Raw genomic sequence first — 15520 nt, forward strand, 5'->3', positions numbered from 1 at the left:
TCGAACGCAACAACCGCGTCGCCGAAGGTGGCTCGGATCGTCTGATCGAACGCAACAACCGCGTCGCCGAAGGTGGCTCGGATCGCCTGGTCGAACTCAGCCGTGTGAGCTGATCGCCATGACCGAAAACTACAAACCGCCCCGCTGTATCTGCTCCCCTCCTAGCCCGGTCCATTGACCGGGCTTTGTTTTTTTATCCAGAATGGCCGGCCTCACAGCCACAGAATCCCGCCCCATGCTGCCGCGTGCCGAACAGAAGCTACAGACCCGCCAGGCCCTGCTGGACGCCGCCTGCCAGCTCATGGAGAGCGGCCGTGGCTTTGGCAGCATCAGCCTGCGCGAAGTGGCCAAGGCTGCCGGCATCGTGCCCACTGGCTTCTACCGTCACTTCCCCGACATGGACACCCTGGGCCTGGCCCTGGTCGCCGAGATCGACACCACCTTCCGCCAGACCATCCGCCTGGTGCGGCACAACGAATTCGAGCTGGGTGGCATCACCGACGCCTCGGTGCGCATCTTCCTCGATGTGGTCACCGCCCACCGCGCCCAGTTCCTGTTCCTGGCCCGCGAACAGTACGGCGGCTCGCAAGCCGTACGCCAGGCCATCGCCCGCCTGCGCCAGGACATCAGCAACGACCTGGCCACCGACCTTGCGCGCATGCCGCGCTGGCAGCACCTGGACAGCGCCGCCCTGGCGGTGATGGCCGACCTGGTGGTCAAGACCGTGTTCGCCACCCTGCCGGAACTGATCGACAGCCCGGAGCCGGGCAACCCTCAGGCGATGACGGCGCAGGAGAAGATCACCCAGCAGTTGCGCTTCATATTCGTGGGTGCGCGGCATTGGCAGGGGTTGGGGAACCCGGGCTGAACTGATTTCGCCTTCACGACCTTATCGCGGGGCAAGCCCGCTCCCACGCAGTACAACGTGGGAGCGGGCTTGCCCCGCGATAGGGCCGGCACAAGCAACCCTGAACCCCGTCTGCTACCATGGCGCCCTGCCCGACCGTCCATGAGCGCCAGCATGTCCGACCCCCGCCTAGCTTTGACCCGTTTCCAACAGCACTTCGCCGAACGCATCGTGCCGCTGTGGCAAGGCCCGGGCTGGAACGCCGAGATGGCGCTGCCCTATGAAGCCCTGGACGCCCAACACCGCCCGCTGCCGGTACAGCGCTACCGCGCCATGGCCTGCGCGCGCCAGCTGTACCTGTTCAGCAGCCGTATCGACCAACCGGGCGCGGCCGAACGCGCGGCGGCGCTGTTCCGCTCGCTGCAAAAGCACTTCCATGACGCCGAACACGGCGGCTGGTTCTACAGCATCGACGCCGAAGGCAAGCCGCTGGACCGGCGCAAGGATCTCTATACCCACGCCTTCATCGTGTTTGCCTGCGCGCATTACTGGGACAAGGTGGGTGAAGGCCTGGTAGAGGCCACCCTCAATGCGGCACTGGAAGTGGTGGCCGAGCAGTTCGCTCGTGACGATGGCCTTTACGAAGCCAGCCTGGGTGAAGACTGGTCGGACCTGGGCAGCGGCCCGTTGCAGAACCCACAGATGCACCTGGCCGAAGCTTTCCTGCAGGTGTTGGCGGTACGTGAGGATGAAGCGGTACGCCAGGCGTTGCTGCAACTGTGCGATGCCCTGCAGGCGCAATTCGTAGAAGCGCAACACGGCCTGATGCTGGAGAAACCGCGCGGGGCTGTGGATAACTGGTTCGAGCCTGGCCATCAGTTCGAATGGTTCTACCTGCTCGACAGTTCGCCGCTGCTGCGCGGCACGCCGCTGCATGCCTCCATCAGCCGTGCGTTCGGCTACGCCGAACAGTGCGGGGTGAAGGATTCGGCGGTGCTGGCGATGCTGGATGTGGACGGCAAGGTGCTCGACGCCACCCAGCGGATCTGGGCCCAGGCGGAGTATCTGCGGGCGCTGGTACTGCGCTCGGCCAGCGCTGAAAAATTGCTTGGGCAGTTGCAGGCCCTGCAAGGGCAGTTCCTGCATGACGGCGGCTGGCATGAGTGCCGGGATGGCAATGGCGCGGTCAGCCGGCATGACATGCCTTCGACTACGCCTTATCACTTGGCGACCTGCCTGGAAGGTTTGCAGCGCCTGGACTGACGCAATCGCGGGGCAAGCCCGCTCCCACAGTCTGTGAGTGCCGGCTTGCCCCGCGAATGGGCCGCAAGGCGGCCCCTATCAATTGGCTCAGCCCTTGGCCGAGCGGTCGATCGAGAAACCTGCCCAGTCCTGGCTCACCGGCATCAGCTCGAGGCTGTTGATGTTGATGTGCGCCGGCTGGTTGAGGATCCAGAAGATGGTTTCGGCGATGTCCTGCGGCTGGATCGGCTCGGCACCGGCATAGGTGGCGTCGTACTTGGCCTGGTCGCCGCCGAAGCGCACCAGCGAGAACTCGCTCTCGCACAGGCCTGGCTCGATGTTGCTCACCCGCACCCCGGTACCGCGCAGGTCACAACGCAGGCTCAGCGAGAACTGGCCGACGAACGCCTTGGTGCCGCCGTACACGTTGGCGCCTGGGTACGGGTAGTTGCCCGCCACCGAGCCGACGTTGAGGATCGACGCGCCGCGACCGTGGGCGATCAGGCGTGGCAGCAGCAGGCGGGTGGTGTACATCAGGCCCTTGATGTTGGTGTCGACCATGGTTTCCCAGTCGTCCAGGCTGCAGTTCTGCGCGGCATCGACACCCAGCGCCAGGCCGGCGTTGTTGACCAGGCCCTGCAGCTTGTCGAAGGCCGGCGGCAGGCTGGCGATGGCCGCCTCCATGGCTTTGCGGTCACGCACATCGACCACCAGGGTGTGCACTTCGGTCTTGGCCGACAGCTCGGCGCGCAGGGCATCCAGGCGCTCCTGGCGACGGCCCGTGAGCACCAGCTTCCAGCCGGCCTCGGCGAAACGGCGGGCGGTGGCCTCACCGAAACCGGAAGTCGCGCCAGTAATGAATACGGTGGATGTCATGCTCTTCTCCTTGGCTGTGGATTACGTGCTGCAGGCCTCGCAGCATGCCCGGCGCACGCCCTGGCGACAACCGTTTCAATGCCTGGTCAAAAAACGATCAAAGCCTTGAAGACCCCGTGCTAGATGGCCCTGAGAGAGCTATGCGCACCTTATCCACAAGCCTTTCCCCACGGATTGGGGGCAACTCGTCGGTTGCGCGGAACCTTTTGCTCGGCCGAGGTCCTGTGGAAATCTCTCAGTGATGGCGCAACGCTTTCAACCATGCCGCCTGCGGCAGTCTGTCCAAGGTTTTTGCACAGAGTTATCCACAGATATCCGCACCCTGTGGCCACGTCCTCCTGCAGGCAAAAACAGTCGTTGAATCAACCACAAAGCGTACATGATCAAAAAACGTACAGACCCTTGAAGACCTTGAAAACAAAGGCGTACAGCGAGGTGCCACCATGTTTTCCACAGGCGGTTCCACATAATCCGTGGAAAGTTTTGTACCTGTGGAAACAACGGCTTGCGAGGGGGTTATAGAGTGCTTCGAGAAAGATATGCGACAAGTTGTCCACATGCTGTGGCTGAGCATAAAAAGCATCGCGGGGCAAGCCCGCTCCCACGCTGTGAGTCTGCCAAGGCGAGTGAGCCTGCTGACTCGTGGGAGCGGGCTTGCCCCGCGATTGCCAGCTCAGTGCCCGCCCAGATAGGCGTTACGCACCTCCTCGTTGACCAACAGCTCCTGCCCGGTACCGGTCATGCGGATCTGCCCGTTGACCATCACATAGGCGCGGTCCGACAGCTTCAGCGCATGGTTGGCGTTCTGCTCCACCAGGAAGATAGTCATCCCGCTCTGCGCCAGCTCGCGCAGGGTGGCGAAGATCTGCTTGACCACGATCGGCGCCAGCCCCAGCGATGGCTCGTCGAGCAGCAACAGCTTGGGCCGGCTCATCAACGCCCGGGCGATGGCGAGCATCTGCTGCTCGCCACCGGACATGGTCATCGCCCGCTGGTTACGCCGCTCCTTGAGCCTGGGGAACAACGAGAACATGCGCTGCATGTCCTCGTCGGCATGTTTGTCGCCGATGGGGATGGTGCCCATCATCAGGTTCTCCTCGACGGTCATGTCGGGGAACACCCGGCGCCCTTCGGGGGACTGGGCGATACCGTTGGAGGCGATGTAGTGCGACGACTTGCGGGTGATGTCGGTGCCACGGTAGACAATCTGCCCGGAGGCCGCCCGGGGCTGGCCGAAGATCGACATCAACAAGGTCGACTTGCCCGCGCCATTGGCGCCGATCAGGCTCACCGTCTCGCCTTCGTTGATGTGCATCGAGACTTTCTTCAGGGCCTGGATCGGCCCGTAGAACACCTCGAGGTCCTTCAGTTCGAGAATGGGTGCGGTCATACCAGTTCCTCTTCGTCGGCACCCAGGTAGGCGGCGATCACCGTCGGGTTGTGGCGGATATCCTGCGGCGCGCCTTCGGCGATCACGTTGCCGTGGTCGAGCACGACGATGTGGTCGGAGATGCTCATGACCATGCCCATGTCGTGCTCGATCAGCACCACGGTGATGTCATGCTCGTCGCGCAGCACACGGATCATGCGGCTGAGCGCCTCGGTTTCCTGCGGGTTGAGGCCGGCGGCCGGTTCGTCCAGGCAGATGATCTTGGGCCGCGTGCACATGGCCCGGGCGATCTCCAGGCGGCGTTGCTGGCCATAGGAAAGCTCGCCGGCCAGGCGGTTGGCGCAGTCGACCAGGTCGACCACCTCCAGCCAGTAGAAGGCATGGTCCAGCGCTTCGCTCTCGGCCTGGCGGTAGCCCTTGGTGTTGAGCACCCCGGCCAGCAGGTTGCGGTTGACCCACATGTGCTGGGCCACCAGCAGGTTCTCCACCACCGACATTTCCTTGAACAGGCGGATGTTCTGGAACGTACGCGCCAGCCCGGCCCGGTTGACCAGGTGGGTACCGCCGAACATCTTGTAGTACATGCGGTTGGCGAAACGCGCGGGGGACACGAAGTCGGCGGGCTGGAAACGCTCGCCCAGCAGCTGGATGACGTTGGTGCTGTTGCCGCGCACGTTCAGTTCGATGCGCCCGCCGCTGGCCTTGTAGAAGCCGGTCAGGCAGTTGAACACGGTGGTCTTGCCGGCGCCGTTGGGGCCGATCAGGGCGAAGATCTGGTTGCGCTTCACTTTCAGGCTGACATCGCTGAGCGCCTTGATCCCACCGAACTGCATCATCAGGTTGTCGACCGACAGAATGATTTCGTCGCTCATGGCGCCACTCCTTTACGCGGGACCACACCGGTACGGCTGATGCGGATCAGCCCCCGTGGTCGCCAGATCATCATCAGCACCATCAGCACGCCGAACAGCAGCACGCGGTACTCGGAGAAGCTGCGCAGCAGCTCGGGGGCCACGGTCAGCACGAAGGCAGCGATTACCACGCCCACGGTCGAGCCCATGCCGCCCAGCACGACGATGGCGAGGATCAGCGCCGACTCGAAGAAGGTGAACGACGACGGGTTGACGAAGCCCTGGTAGGTGGCGAAGAACACGCCGGCAAGGCCTGCGGTAGAGGCACCCAGGGTGAAGGCGGAGAGCTTGACCAGCACGTGGTTCAGGCCCATCGAGCGGCAGGCGATCTCGTCTTCGCGCAGCGCTTCCCAGGCTCGGCCGACGGGCATGCGGGTCAGCCGGTGCTTGATGTACAGCACTGCCAGCACAACGATGAACAGCACCGCGTAGATGAACACGAACTTGAGGTTGGCGTTGTATTCGAAGCCGAAGAACTCGTGGATCGGCACCCCGCCGTCCTTGGCCCGGCGACCGAACTCCAGGCCGAAGATGGTCGGCGATGGCGCCGGCATGCCGTTCGGGCCGCCGGTGAACGACAGCCAGTTGTTCAGCACCAGGCGGATGATTTCACCGAAGCCCAGGGTCACGATCGCCAGGTAGTCGCCGTGCATCCGCAGCACCGGGAAGCCGAGAATGCACCCCGCCAGCGCGGCGGCGATGGCCGCCAGCGGCAGCACGCTCCAGAAGCCCAGGCCCAGATACTGGTAGCCCAGCGCCAGGCCGTAGGCACCAATGGCATAGAACGCCACGTAACCCAGGTCGAGCAGGCCGGCCAGGCCGACCACGATGTTCAGGCCCAGGCCCAGCAGCACGTAGATCAGGCCGAGGATGACCACGGTCAGCAGGTACTTGTTGGCGAAGACGGGGAACACGATGGCGATCACGATCAGCGCCGGAATGATGTAGCGCAGGCGCGACTTGTAGTCCGGCGCCAGCACGTGCACGCCCGAACCACCGCTGTCGAAGCCCTGGAGCATGCGCAGGCCGGTTGGGGTCTGCAGGAACAGGCTGAGCACGAAGCGCCCGACCATCACCCCGCCGACCAGCCAGGCCACGCGGGACGGCTGGGCGTTGAAGCTGTAGCCGTCGAGCACCACGCCGACGACCGGACCGAACACGATAAGGGCCAGCAGGCCGGCGACGATGGTCTCCAGCAGGCTGCGTTTGAGATCGAAACCTTTGTTTGCAACAGCAGGGGCAGTATTGGCAGCGGACATGTTCACACCTTAGCCACGAGCGGGCGACCCAGCAGGCCTTGGGGACGGAAGATGAGGATCATCACCAGCAGCGAGAAGCTGAACACGTCCTTGTAGTCGGAGTTGATCAGACCGGAGAACAGCGACTCGGAAATCCCCAGGATGATCCCGCCAAGCATGGCGCCGGGGAGCGAGCCGATACCGCCCAGTACGGCAGCGGTGAATGCCTTGATGCCGATGATGAAGCCGGCATAGAAGTCGAAGGTGCCGTAGTTCATGGTGATCAGCACGCCCGCCAGTGCGGCCATCACCGCGCCGATGACGAACACGTAGGAGATCACCCGGTCGGTGTTGATACCGAGGATGGAGGCCATCTTGCGGTCTTGCTGCGTGGCCCGGCACATGCGCCCGAGCTTGGTGTACTTGATCACGTAGGTGAGCAGGCCCATGCCGACGAACGCGGCGACCAGGATGAAGATCTTGGTGTAGGTCAGCTGTACGAAACCGCTGCCGACGTCGATGCGCATGGCGCCTTCGAGCAGCGTGGGTACGCCCTGCTGGCGGGCGCCCTGGCTGATCTGTGCGTAGTTCTGCAGGATCAGCGAGATGCCGATGGCACTGATCAGCGGTGCCAGGCGGGTGGAGTTGCGCAGGGGTTTGTAGGCGATGCGCTCGATGGTGAAGCCGTAGACGCCGGTGACGACGACGGTGAACAACAGCGTGCCGAGCATCAGCAAGGGGAACGACTCGATGCCGAAGTAGGCCAGCAATGCCAGGCTGATCGCCGCGAGGTACGCGGAGATCATGTACACCTCGCCGTGCGCGAAGTTGATCATGCCGATAATGCCATAGACCATTGTGTAGCCGATGGCGATCAGGCCATAGACCGACCCGAGGGTCAGGCCGTTGACCAGTTGCTGCAGGAAAATACCATCCATAACGCAATCTCACCTGATTGAGATTGCACGAGCGCCGACCACGGCGGGCCACGGATGACGTGGCCGTTGCGGCGCAGAACCGTGCAGATCTACGAATAAAGACAGCTGCTGCGGGGGCGTTGGCCCGGGCTTGCAGGCCCGGGCCCCACCCTGGTTATTTTTGTTTTTCGAGCTGGTGATACTTGCCGTCTTTATCCCACTGGTAGACCACGTAGTCGGACACGGTCAGGTCGCCCTTGCTGTCCCACTTCTTCTCGCCCATGACGGTCTTGACCGGGTTGGCCTTGAGCCACTTGGCGGCGTCTTCGCCCTTGTTCGACTTGGCACCGTTGAACCCGGCGGCCAGGGCCTGCAGCGAAGCGTAGGCGTACAGGGTGTAGCCTTCCGGCTCGGTGCCGTTCTTGCGGAACTCCTCGACCACCGCCTTGCTGTCGGGCAGCAGGCGTGGGTCGGCGCCGAAGGTCATGTACACGCCATCGACGTATTGAGCGCCGCCGGCGGTGGTGACCAGTTCGTCGGTGACGATGCCGTCGTCGGACATGAACTTGACGTCCTTCAGGCCCTGCTCGCGCAGCTGGCGTACCAGCGGGCCGGCCTCGGGGTGCAGGCCGCCGAAGTAGACGACGTCGGCACCGGCGGCGCGGATCTTGGTGACCACGGCGCTGAAGTCCTTCTCGCCGCGGGTCAGGCCTTCGTACAGCACCGGCTTGACGCCGCGCTTCTCGAGCTGTGCCTTGGTGGCGTCGGCCAGGCCCTGGCCGTAGGTGTCCTTGTCGTGCAGCACGACCACTTTCTTGCCCTTGAGCACGTCGACGATGTAGTCGCCGGCGACGATGCCCTGCTGGTCGTCACGACCGCACATGCGGAACATCGCGGACAGGCCACGCTCGGTGACCTGCGGGTTGGTGGAGCCCGGGGTGATGGCGATCACGCCGGCCTCGTCATACACCTCGGAGGCGGGGATGGTGTTGGAGGAGCAGAAGTGACCGACCACGCCGATCACCTTGTCCTGGTCCACCAGGCGGTTGGCCACGGCCACGGCCTGCTTGGGTTCACAGGCGTCGTCACCTTTGACCAGAACGATTTTTTCGCCGTTCACCCCGCCGGCGGCGTTGATCTTGTCGGCTGCCGCCTGGGCACCTTTCATGTACTGCTCGCCAAACGCTGCGTTGGCACCGGTCATGGGGCCCGCTACACCGATCTTGACGTCGGCCTGAACATACGAAGAAACACCCAGTGCTGTGGCTACTGCCAGTGCCAGGAAACCTTTCTTGTAAAACGTCTGCGACATGAGGTGGTGCTCCTAGAGTTTTTTTGGTTGGCACTACAACTTCATCAACCCTGTGCTCCGAGCAAGGGCCGTGCCATTGGTTTTGCATTGCGGGAAAACTCACTGTGCAGGGGCAGACGAGGCGACCGACGGCCTTTTCTTTATTGAGCGTGCAACCGTCTGTTGCAGGGTGAGCGCCACCCAAACGCCTAGACAAGGAGCAACCATCGAGTGCCATCATTGCAACCCTTGCAAGTGTTAACGTGCAACCGCCCTGTAACAGCCGACGTCACCGAACTGCACACCGCTGGTGCGCGACTGCTACAGGCAGCACCGTTTGAAGGCTAGCCGGTGCACGGAAAACTCGCCTGGGTGGATCGCCAGCCCCGGCCATTTTGCTCATGGCTGGCACAAACACTGGCACAATGGCCACCATTCACGCGCGCCTGCACCGTTTACAGCAGGCGCCGCCGACCTGGAGCTTTACATGAGCGAGAGCGCATTCGCCGAGCGCATCGTGCACAACCTGCTCGACACCGATTTCTACAAGCTGACGATGATGCAGGGCGTGCTGCACAACTACCCGGACGCCGACGTCGAGTGGGAGTTTCGCTGCCGCAATGGCGAAGACCTGCGCCCCTACCTGGGCGAAATCCGCCACCAACTGGAGTTGCTCAGCGAGCTCACCCTGGATGATGGCCAGCTGGCCTTCCTCGAGCGCATCAGCTTCCTCAAGCCCGACTTCCTGCGTTTTCTGCGGCTGTTCCGCTTCAACCTGCGCTACGTGCACTTAGGGATCGAAAATGACCAGTTGAGCCTGCGCCTGCGGGGCCCGTGGCTGCACGTGATCCTCTTCGAAGTACCTTTGCTGGCGATCATCAGCGAAGTGCGCAACCGCCACTTGCACCCGCACATGCGCCTGGCCGTGGCGCGTGAACAGCTGCACCGCAAGTTCGACTGGCTGCGCGCCCATGCCAGCGATGACGAGCTGGCCGAGCTGCAGGTGGCCGACTTCGGCACCCGCCGGCGTTTTTCCAGCCGGGTGCAGGAGGAAGTGGTGCGGGTGCTGCGCGATGACTTCCCGGCCCGCTTCGTCGGCACCAGCAACGTCGACCTGGCATGGAAACTGGATATCAAGCCGCTGGGCACCATGGCCCACGAATGGTTCATGGCCCACCAGCAACTCGGCCCACGGCTGATCGACAGCCAGATCGCCGCGCTGGACTGCTGGGTGCGCGAGTACCGTGGGCTGCTGGGCATCGCCCTGACCGACTGCATCACCATGGATGCTTTCCTGAAGGATTTCGACCTGTACTTCGCCAAGCTGTTCGACGGCCTGCGCCACGACTCGGGCGAGCCGGTGGCCTGGGCCGAGAAAGCCATCGCCCATTACCAGAAGCTGGGCGTCGACCCGATGACCAAGACCCTGGTGTTCTCCGACGGCCTGAACCTGACCCGTTCACTGGAAATCTTCCGTGCCCTGCGCGGTCGGATCAACGTCAGCTTTGGCATCGGCACCAACCTGACCTGCGATATTCCCGGTGTGGCGCCCATGAACATCGTGCTTAAAATGACCGACTGCAACGGCTCGCCAGTGGCGAAGATCTCCGACGAAGCCGCCAAGACCCAGTGCCGCGACCAGAACTTCGTCGCCTACCTGCGTCATGTATTCAAAATCCCCAGCAAGGAGTAACCCATGCAAGCCGTTCAGCAGGAGATTGCCCAGGCGCTCAAGGTGCAGCCGCCGTTCGCCGATGCCGCCGCACTCGAGCAGGAAGTGGCCCGGCGCGTGGCGTTCATCAAGGATTGCCTGGCCAACGCCCGGCTCAAGACCCTGGTGCTGGGCATCAGCGGCGGCGTCGACTCGCTGACCGCCGCCCTGCTCGCCCAGCGCGCCATCAACGAGTTGCGCAGCGAGACGGGCGATAAGGCCTACACCTTCATCGCCGTGCGCCTGCCGTACCAGGTGCAGCACGACGAGCATGACGCCCAGGCCTGCCTGGACGTGATCAAGGCCGACGAAGTGCACACCGTCGATATCGCCCCGGCAGTACGCGCACTGGCCATTGAAGTGAAAGCGCTGGAAGGTGGCTCGCCGAGCCTGGTGGACTTCGTCGTCGGCAATACCAAGGCGCGCATGCGCATGGTGGCGCAGTACACCATCGCCGGCGCCCGCGCGGGCCTGGTGATCGGCACCGACCACGCCGCCGAGGCGGTGATGGGCTTCTTTACCAAGTTCGGTGATGGTGCCTGCGACCTGGCGCCGCTGAGCGGGCTGGTGAAGAACCAGGTGCGGGCGATTGCGCGCAGCTTTGGCGCGCCGGAGGCGCTGGTGGAGAAAGTGCCGACCGCCGACCTGGAAGACCTGGAACCGGGCAAGCCGGACGAGGCGTCCCACGGCGTTACCTACCAGCAGATCGATACTTTCCTGCATGGCCTGCCGGTCGATCAGGCGGCGTTCGACATCATCGTCGGCACCTACCGCAAGACCCAGCACAAGCGCGAACTGCCGTTCGCGCCGTAAAGCACAGGGCCAAACGTGGGAGCGGCGGTGCGCCGATGCGACTTGCCCCGCGATGACGTTGGTGGATTCACCATCGCCATCGCGGGGCAAGCCCGCTCCCACAGGGTATTGCGTCAGGTATCGCTTACTTGACGACAACCTTGCCCTTCATCATCGAGATGTGGCCCGGGAAGGTGCAGAAGAAGCTGTAGTCGCCACCGGCTTCGAGCTTCGAGGTGTCGAACTTCACTTCAGTCTCTTTCTCAGGCGCGCCGATCATCGCGGTGTGGGCGATGATGTTGGCGTTGTCTGCTTTCAGGTAGCCCTTGTCGATGCCCTGGCTCATGCCTTCGGTGGCGATCGCCTGCATGTCGGCAGTCTTGCTGATCACCAGGTTGTGGCCCATGACGTTCTTCGGCAGGCTGCCGGAGTGGGTCAGCTTGACGGTGAACTCTTTGCAGCTCTTGTCGACGGTGAATTCTTTGCTGGTGTAGGACATCTGGTCAGTCGACTCGACGGTGACCGAGCATTCGGCTGCAAAGACAGAGGCGCTGGCGAGGGTCAGCAGGGATACCGCTACAGCTTTCGCAAACATCATGAATCTCCTTGGCAGGGTTTTATCAATTGCGAGACTGCCTGAAACCATGCAACCCAGCCCTGATGTGGGTCAAGGGGTGTCAAGTGGCCAGCCAGTTGAATTGTTCAATGGATTGTATACAACCAATCAAAGAGCACATCATGCCCTCTTGATAGACGATGGGACAACCTTTCATTTAGGAGTAACTGAAATGTCCCTCTCAAGTTTCATGAACAGCCTGCTCGCCGCCTACGCCCAGGGTGCCACCGGCGCGGCCTGCGAATTCTCCCGCCCTGAGTGACGACAGCCTTGGAAGCTGCGGCCTTGCGCCTTACCCTGTCAGCCCTGTGAAGGGAGACAAGCAATGCCAGTACGTTCCGTTTGTGTGTTCTGCGGCGCCAGCACCGGCGCCAACCCGGCCTACCGCGAGGCGGCCATCGCCCTCGGCCAGGCCATTGCCCGCCGCGGCCTGACGCTGGTCTACGGCGGTGGCGCGGTCGGCCTGATGGGCATCGTCGCCGACGCAGCCATGGCGGCCGGCGGCGAGGTGGTCGGGATCATCCCCCAGAGCCTGCTGGATGCCGAAGTGGGCCACAAAGGCCTCAGCCGCCTGGAGGTGGTCGACGGCATGCACGCGCGCAAGGCGCGCATGGCCGAACTCAGCGATGCCTTCATCGCCCTGCCGGGCGGGCTGGGGACGCTGGAGGAGCTGTTCGAGGTGTGGACCTGGGGGCAGTTGGGGTATCACGCCAAGCCGCTGGGCTTGCTGGATGTGAACGGGTTCTACGAGAAGCTGGGCGGGTTCCTCGACCATGTGGTCGAAGAGGGCTTCGTCAGGCCGCAGCATCGGGCGATGTTGCAGTTGGCGCAGCAGCCGGATGAGCTGCTGGACGGGATGGACAGCTTCATTGCGCCGGTGGCGCCGAAGTGGGTGGACAAGAAGCCTGATTGAGTCGAACGGGTGACCTGAACACCCGTGGGAGCGGGCTTGCCCCGCGATAGCGATGGTGAATTCACCGACCCCATCGCGGGGCAAGCCCGCTCCCACGAACTACATGGCGTCCTGCTTCAGCGCGGGATGACCGGCTGACGCGGCTTCTTGCCCTTGCCGCCACCCTTGGCCGCTTCTTTGCGCTCCTTGGCCGCCTGCTGGTTGCGGGCGAACGCTTCGGCCTTGGCCTTCTCGCGCTTGTCCCACGGCTTGCTGCCATCGCTGGCACGCGGCGGCAGGCCGGTGTGCTGGGTGAGGATCTTCTGCTCCTTGCCCACCTTGTGGCTGCCGGCCGGCGTGGAGTTCTTGCGCCGGGCACTCTGGTAGCTGTCGGTCTGCGGCTGGTGCAGCGGGATCAGCTGGTGCTTGCCCGGGCCGATCAGGTCGGCGCGGCCCATACGCTCCAGCGCCTCACGCAGCATTGGCCAGCCCTTCGGGTCGTGGTAGCGCAGGAACGCCTTGTGCAGGCGGCGCTGCTCCTCGCTCTTGACGATCTCCACCCCTTCGCTCTTGTAGGTGACCTTGCGCAGCGGGTTCTTGCCCGAGTGGTACATGGCCGTGGCCGAGGCCATGGGCGAGGGGTAGAACGCCTGCACCTGGTCGGCGCGGAAGCCGTTGCCCTTGAGCCACAGGGCCAGGTTCATCATGTCTTCGTCGGTGGTGCCCGGGTGCGCGGCGATGAAGTACGGGATCAGGTACTGCTCCTTGCCCGCTTCTTTCGAGAACTTCTCGAACATGCGCTTGAAGCGGTCATAGGTGCCGATACCCGGCTTCATCATCTTGTCCAGCGGGCCACGCTCGGTGTGCTCCGGGGCAATCTTCAGGTAGCCACCGACGTGGTGGGTCACCAGCTCGCGCACGTACTCCGGCGATTCCACCGCCAGGTCGTAGCGCAGGCCCGAGGCGATCAGGATCTTCTTCACCCCCGGCAAGGCACGTGCCTTGCGGTACAGCTCGATCAGCGAGCTGTGGTCGGTGTTGAGGTTCTCGCAGATGCCGGGGAACACGCACGACGGCTTGCGGCAGTGCTTCTCGATCTCGTGGCTCTTGCAGGCGATGCGGTACATGTTGGCGGTCGGGCCGCCCAGGTCGGAGACCACGCCGGTAAAGCCTGGCACCTTGTCACGCATCTCTTCGATTTCGTGCAGGATCGACTCATGCGAGCGGTTCTGGATGATCCGGCCTTCGTGCTCGGTGATCGAGCAGAAGGTGCAGCCGCCGAAACAGCCACGCATGATGTTGACCGAGAAACGAATCATCTCGTAGGCCGGGATGCGCTCCTTGCCGTAGGCCGGGTGCGGAATACGTGCGTAGGGCATGCCGAACACGTAGTCCATCTCTTCGGTGGTCATGGGGATGGGTGGCGGGTTGAACCACACATCCACTTCACCGTGCTTCTGCACCAGGGCGCGGGCGTTACCGGGGTTGGTCTCCAGGTGCAGCACGCGGTTGGCGTGGGCATAGAGCACCGGGTCGTTACGCACTTTCTCGAACGATGGCAGGCGGATCACCGACTTTTCGCGGGTGATCTGCGGGCTGTCGAGGATCTGCACCACCTTGGCTTCGTTCGGGTCGTCCTGCTCGCCCTTGGCCTGCTCGATGGCACAGGCCTGGGTGTCCTGGGTGTTGACGTAGGGGTTGATGATCTTGTCGACCCGGCCCGGACGGTCGATGCGGGTGGAGTCGATCTCGTACCAGCCCTGAGGCGTGTCGCGGCGAATGAACGCCGTGCCGCGCACGTCGGTGATCTGCTCGATGGGCTCGCCCTGGGACAGGCGCTGGGCGACCTCGACAATGGCCCGCTCGGCGTTGCCGTACAGCAGGATGTCGGCGCTGGCGTCCACCAGGATCGAGTGGCGGACCTTGTCCTGCCAGTAGTCGTAGTGGGCGATACGGCGCAGCGAGGCCTCGATGCCGCCGAGCACGATCGGCACGTGCTTGTAGGCTTCCTTGCAGCGCTGGCTGTACACCAGGCTGGCGCGATCCGGGCGCTTGCCGGCCAGGCCGCCGGGGGTGTAGGCGTCGTCGGAACGGATCTTCTTGTCCGCGGTGTAGCGGTTGATCATCGAGTCCATGTTGCCGGCCGCGACGCCGAAGAACAGGTTCGGCTCGCCGAGCTTCATGAAGTCGTCTTTGGACTGCCAGTTCGGCTGGGCAATGATGCCTACCCGAAAGCCCTGGGCCTCGAGCAGGCGGCCGATGATGGCCATGCCGAACGACGCATGATCGACGTAGGCGTCACCGGTCACGATGATGATGTCGCAGGAATCCCAGCCGAGCTGATCCATCTCCTCCCTGCTCATCGGCAGGAACGGCGCTGGTCCGAAGCATTCGGCCCAGTACTTGGGATAGTCGTAGAGTGGTTTGGCTGCTTGCATGTCAGTGACCGGTTCTGGTGTGCAGGGAAATCGCGGGCGCGGAATATAGCACAAATTTTGACCAAATCCGACGGTGGTGGTCGGATTCATTTGGATCCCCAAGGACAAAATTGGCCCCTGTGGGAGCGGGTTTACCCGCGAATGCGATATTGATTTCACTATCGCATTCGCGGGTAAACCCGCTCCCACAGGGGCCAATACTTGGGCGTTACTCGTCGTCGTCGAAGTTGTACATGCCCGGCGCGAGGTTCTCGAAGCGGGTGTACTTGCCGATGAACGCCAGGCGGATGAAGCCGATGGGGCCGTTACGCTGCTTGCCGATGATGATCTCGGCCACGCCCTTGTGCTCGGTCTCGGGG

At 63.4% G+C, this 15520-nt stretch carries 14 protein-coding genes and 1 pseudogene; 6 read left to right on the top strand and 9 right to left on the bottom strand.

Annotated features, from left to right (window positions below; translation table 11 throughout):
* The 3 genes and pseudogenes from F6X61_RS26175 to F6X61_RS26185 form a co-directional block, all read left to right on the top strand.
* Positions 1-113 (top strand): annotated as a pseudogene (locus tag F6X61_RS26175) (phage infection protein); the annotation flags it as partial.
* Positions 114-235: 122 nt separating this feature from the next.
* A complete protein-coding gene (locus F6X61_RS26180; protein ID WP_153789199.1) occupies positions 236-868 on the top strand; it encodes a TetR family transcriptional regulator in 633 nt (210 codons plus the stop codon).
* Between the two features lie 153 nt (positions 869-1021).
* On the top strand, positions 1022-2110 hold the full coding sequence (locus tag F6X61_RS26185) for an AGE family epimerase/isomerase (protein WP_153789200.1): 1089 nt from the start codon (positions 1022-1024) through the stop codon (positions 2108-2110).
* Between the two features lie 87 nt (positions 2111-2197).
* Here F6X61_RS26185 and F6X61_RS26190 read toward each other — a convergent pair whose 3' ends face one another.
* From F6X61_RS26190 to F6X61_RS26215, 6 genes are all read right to left on the bottom strand, one after another.
* Positions 2198-2965 carry an SDR family oxidoreductase gene (locus F6X61_RS26190; protein ID WP_110992983.1) on the bottom strand — a complete coding sequence of 256 codons (768 nt, stop codon included), beginning with the start codon at positions 2963-2965 and terminating at the stop codon, positions 2198-2200.
* Positions 2966-3638: 673 nt separating this feature from the next.
* Entirely contained in the window at positions 3639-4355 is a 717-nt protein-coding gene (locus tag F6X61_RS26195; protein WP_110992984.1) for an ABC transporter ATP-binding protein, read from the bottom strand.
* The gene (locus F6X61_RS26200) at positions 4352-5227 is read right to left on the bottom strand and encodes an ABC transporter ATP-binding protein (protein WP_153789201.1); all 876 of its coding nucleotides are present in this window, start codon (positions 5225-5227) and stop codon (positions 4352-4354) included. Before F6X61_RS26200 ends, F6X61_RS26195 begins: the two co-directional genes overlap by 4 nt.
* The gene (gene livM, locus F6X61_RS26205) at positions 5224-6525 is read right to left on the bottom strand and encodes a high-affinity branched-chain amino acid ABC transporter permease LivM (RefSeq protein ID WP_153789202.1); all 1302 of its coding nucleotides are present in this window, start codon (positions 6523-6525) and stop codon (positions 5224-5226) included. Before livM ends, F6X61_RS26200 begins: the two co-directional genes overlap by 4 nt.
* A gap of 2 nt (positions 6526-6527) precedes the next feature.
* Positions 6528-7442 (bottom strand): branched-chain amino acid ABC transporter permease LivH, encoded by a 915-nt coding sequence (locus F6X61_RS26210; RefSeq protein WP_110992987.1) that lies wholly within the window; start codon positions 7440-7442, stop codon positions 6528-6530.
* 154 nt (positions 7443-7596) lie between these two features.
* The gene (locus F6X61_RS26215; protein WP_153789203.1) at positions 7597-8733 is read right to left on the bottom strand and encodes a branched-chain amino acid ABC transporter substrate-binding protein; all 1137 of its coding nucleotides are present in this window, start codon (positions 8731-8733) and stop codon (positions 7597-7599) included.
* Between the two features lie 466 nt (positions 8734-9199).
* Here F6X61_RS26215 and pncB point away from each other — a divergent pair, with 466 nt between their 5' ends.
* Together pncB and nadE are read left to right on the top strand one after the other, a co-directional pair.
* Positions 9200-10405, top strand: coding sequence for a nicotinate phosphoribosyltransferase (pncB, locus tag F6X61_RS26220; RefSeq protein ID WP_153789204.1), 1206 nt, complete (start codon positions 9200-9202; stop codon positions 10403-10405).
* A gap of 3 nt (positions 10406-10408) precedes the next feature.
* Positions 10409-11236: an ammonia-dependent NAD(+) synthetase gene (gene nadE, locus F6X61_RS26225; RefSeq protein WP_153789205.1), complete on the top strand. Its 828-nt coding sequence runs from the start codon at positions 10409-10411 to the stop codon at positions 11234-11236.
* Positions 11237-11360: 124 nt separating this feature from the next.
* Here nadE and azu read toward each other — a convergent pair whose 3' ends face one another.
* Positions 11361-11810, bottom strand: a complete 450-nt coding sequence (gene azu, locus F6X61_RS26230) for an azurin (RefSeq protein WP_110992991.1) — start codon at positions 11808-11810, stop codon at positions 11361-11363.
* Between the two features lie 346 nt (positions 11811-12156).
* Between azu and F6X61_RS26235 the strand changes: the two genes are divergently transcribed.
* The gene (locus F6X61_RS26235) at positions 12157-12744 is read left to right on the top strand and encodes a TIGR00730 family Rossman fold protein (RefSeq protein ID WP_153789206.1); all 588 of its coding nucleotides are present in this window, start codon (positions 12157-12159) and stop codon (positions 12742-12744) included.
* Between the two features lie 116 nt (positions 12745-12860).
* Here the strand turns inward: F6X61_RS26235 and F6X61_RS26240 are convergent, their stop codons facing one another.
* Both F6X61_RS26240 and F6X61_RS26245 read right to left on the bottom strand, forming a co-directional pair.
* Positions 12861-15161, bottom strand: coding sequence for a YgiQ family radical SAM protein (locus F6X61_RS26240; RefSeq protein WP_153789207.1), 2301 nt, complete (start codon positions 15159-15161; stop codon positions 12861-12863).
* A gap of 208 nt (positions 15162-15369) precedes the next feature.
* Positions 15370-15520 (bottom strand): DnaB-like helicase C-terminal domain-containing protein (locus F6X61_RS26245; protein WP_306109424.1); only part of this gene is annotated, 151 nt, incomplete at its 5' end.

Origin of the sequence: Pseudomonas sp. EMN2 (assembly GCF_009650555.1) — a bacterium.
GTDB lineage: Bacteria > Pseudomonadota > Gammaproteobacteria > Pseudomonadales > Pseudomonadaceae > Aquipseudomonas > Aquipseudomonas sichuanensis.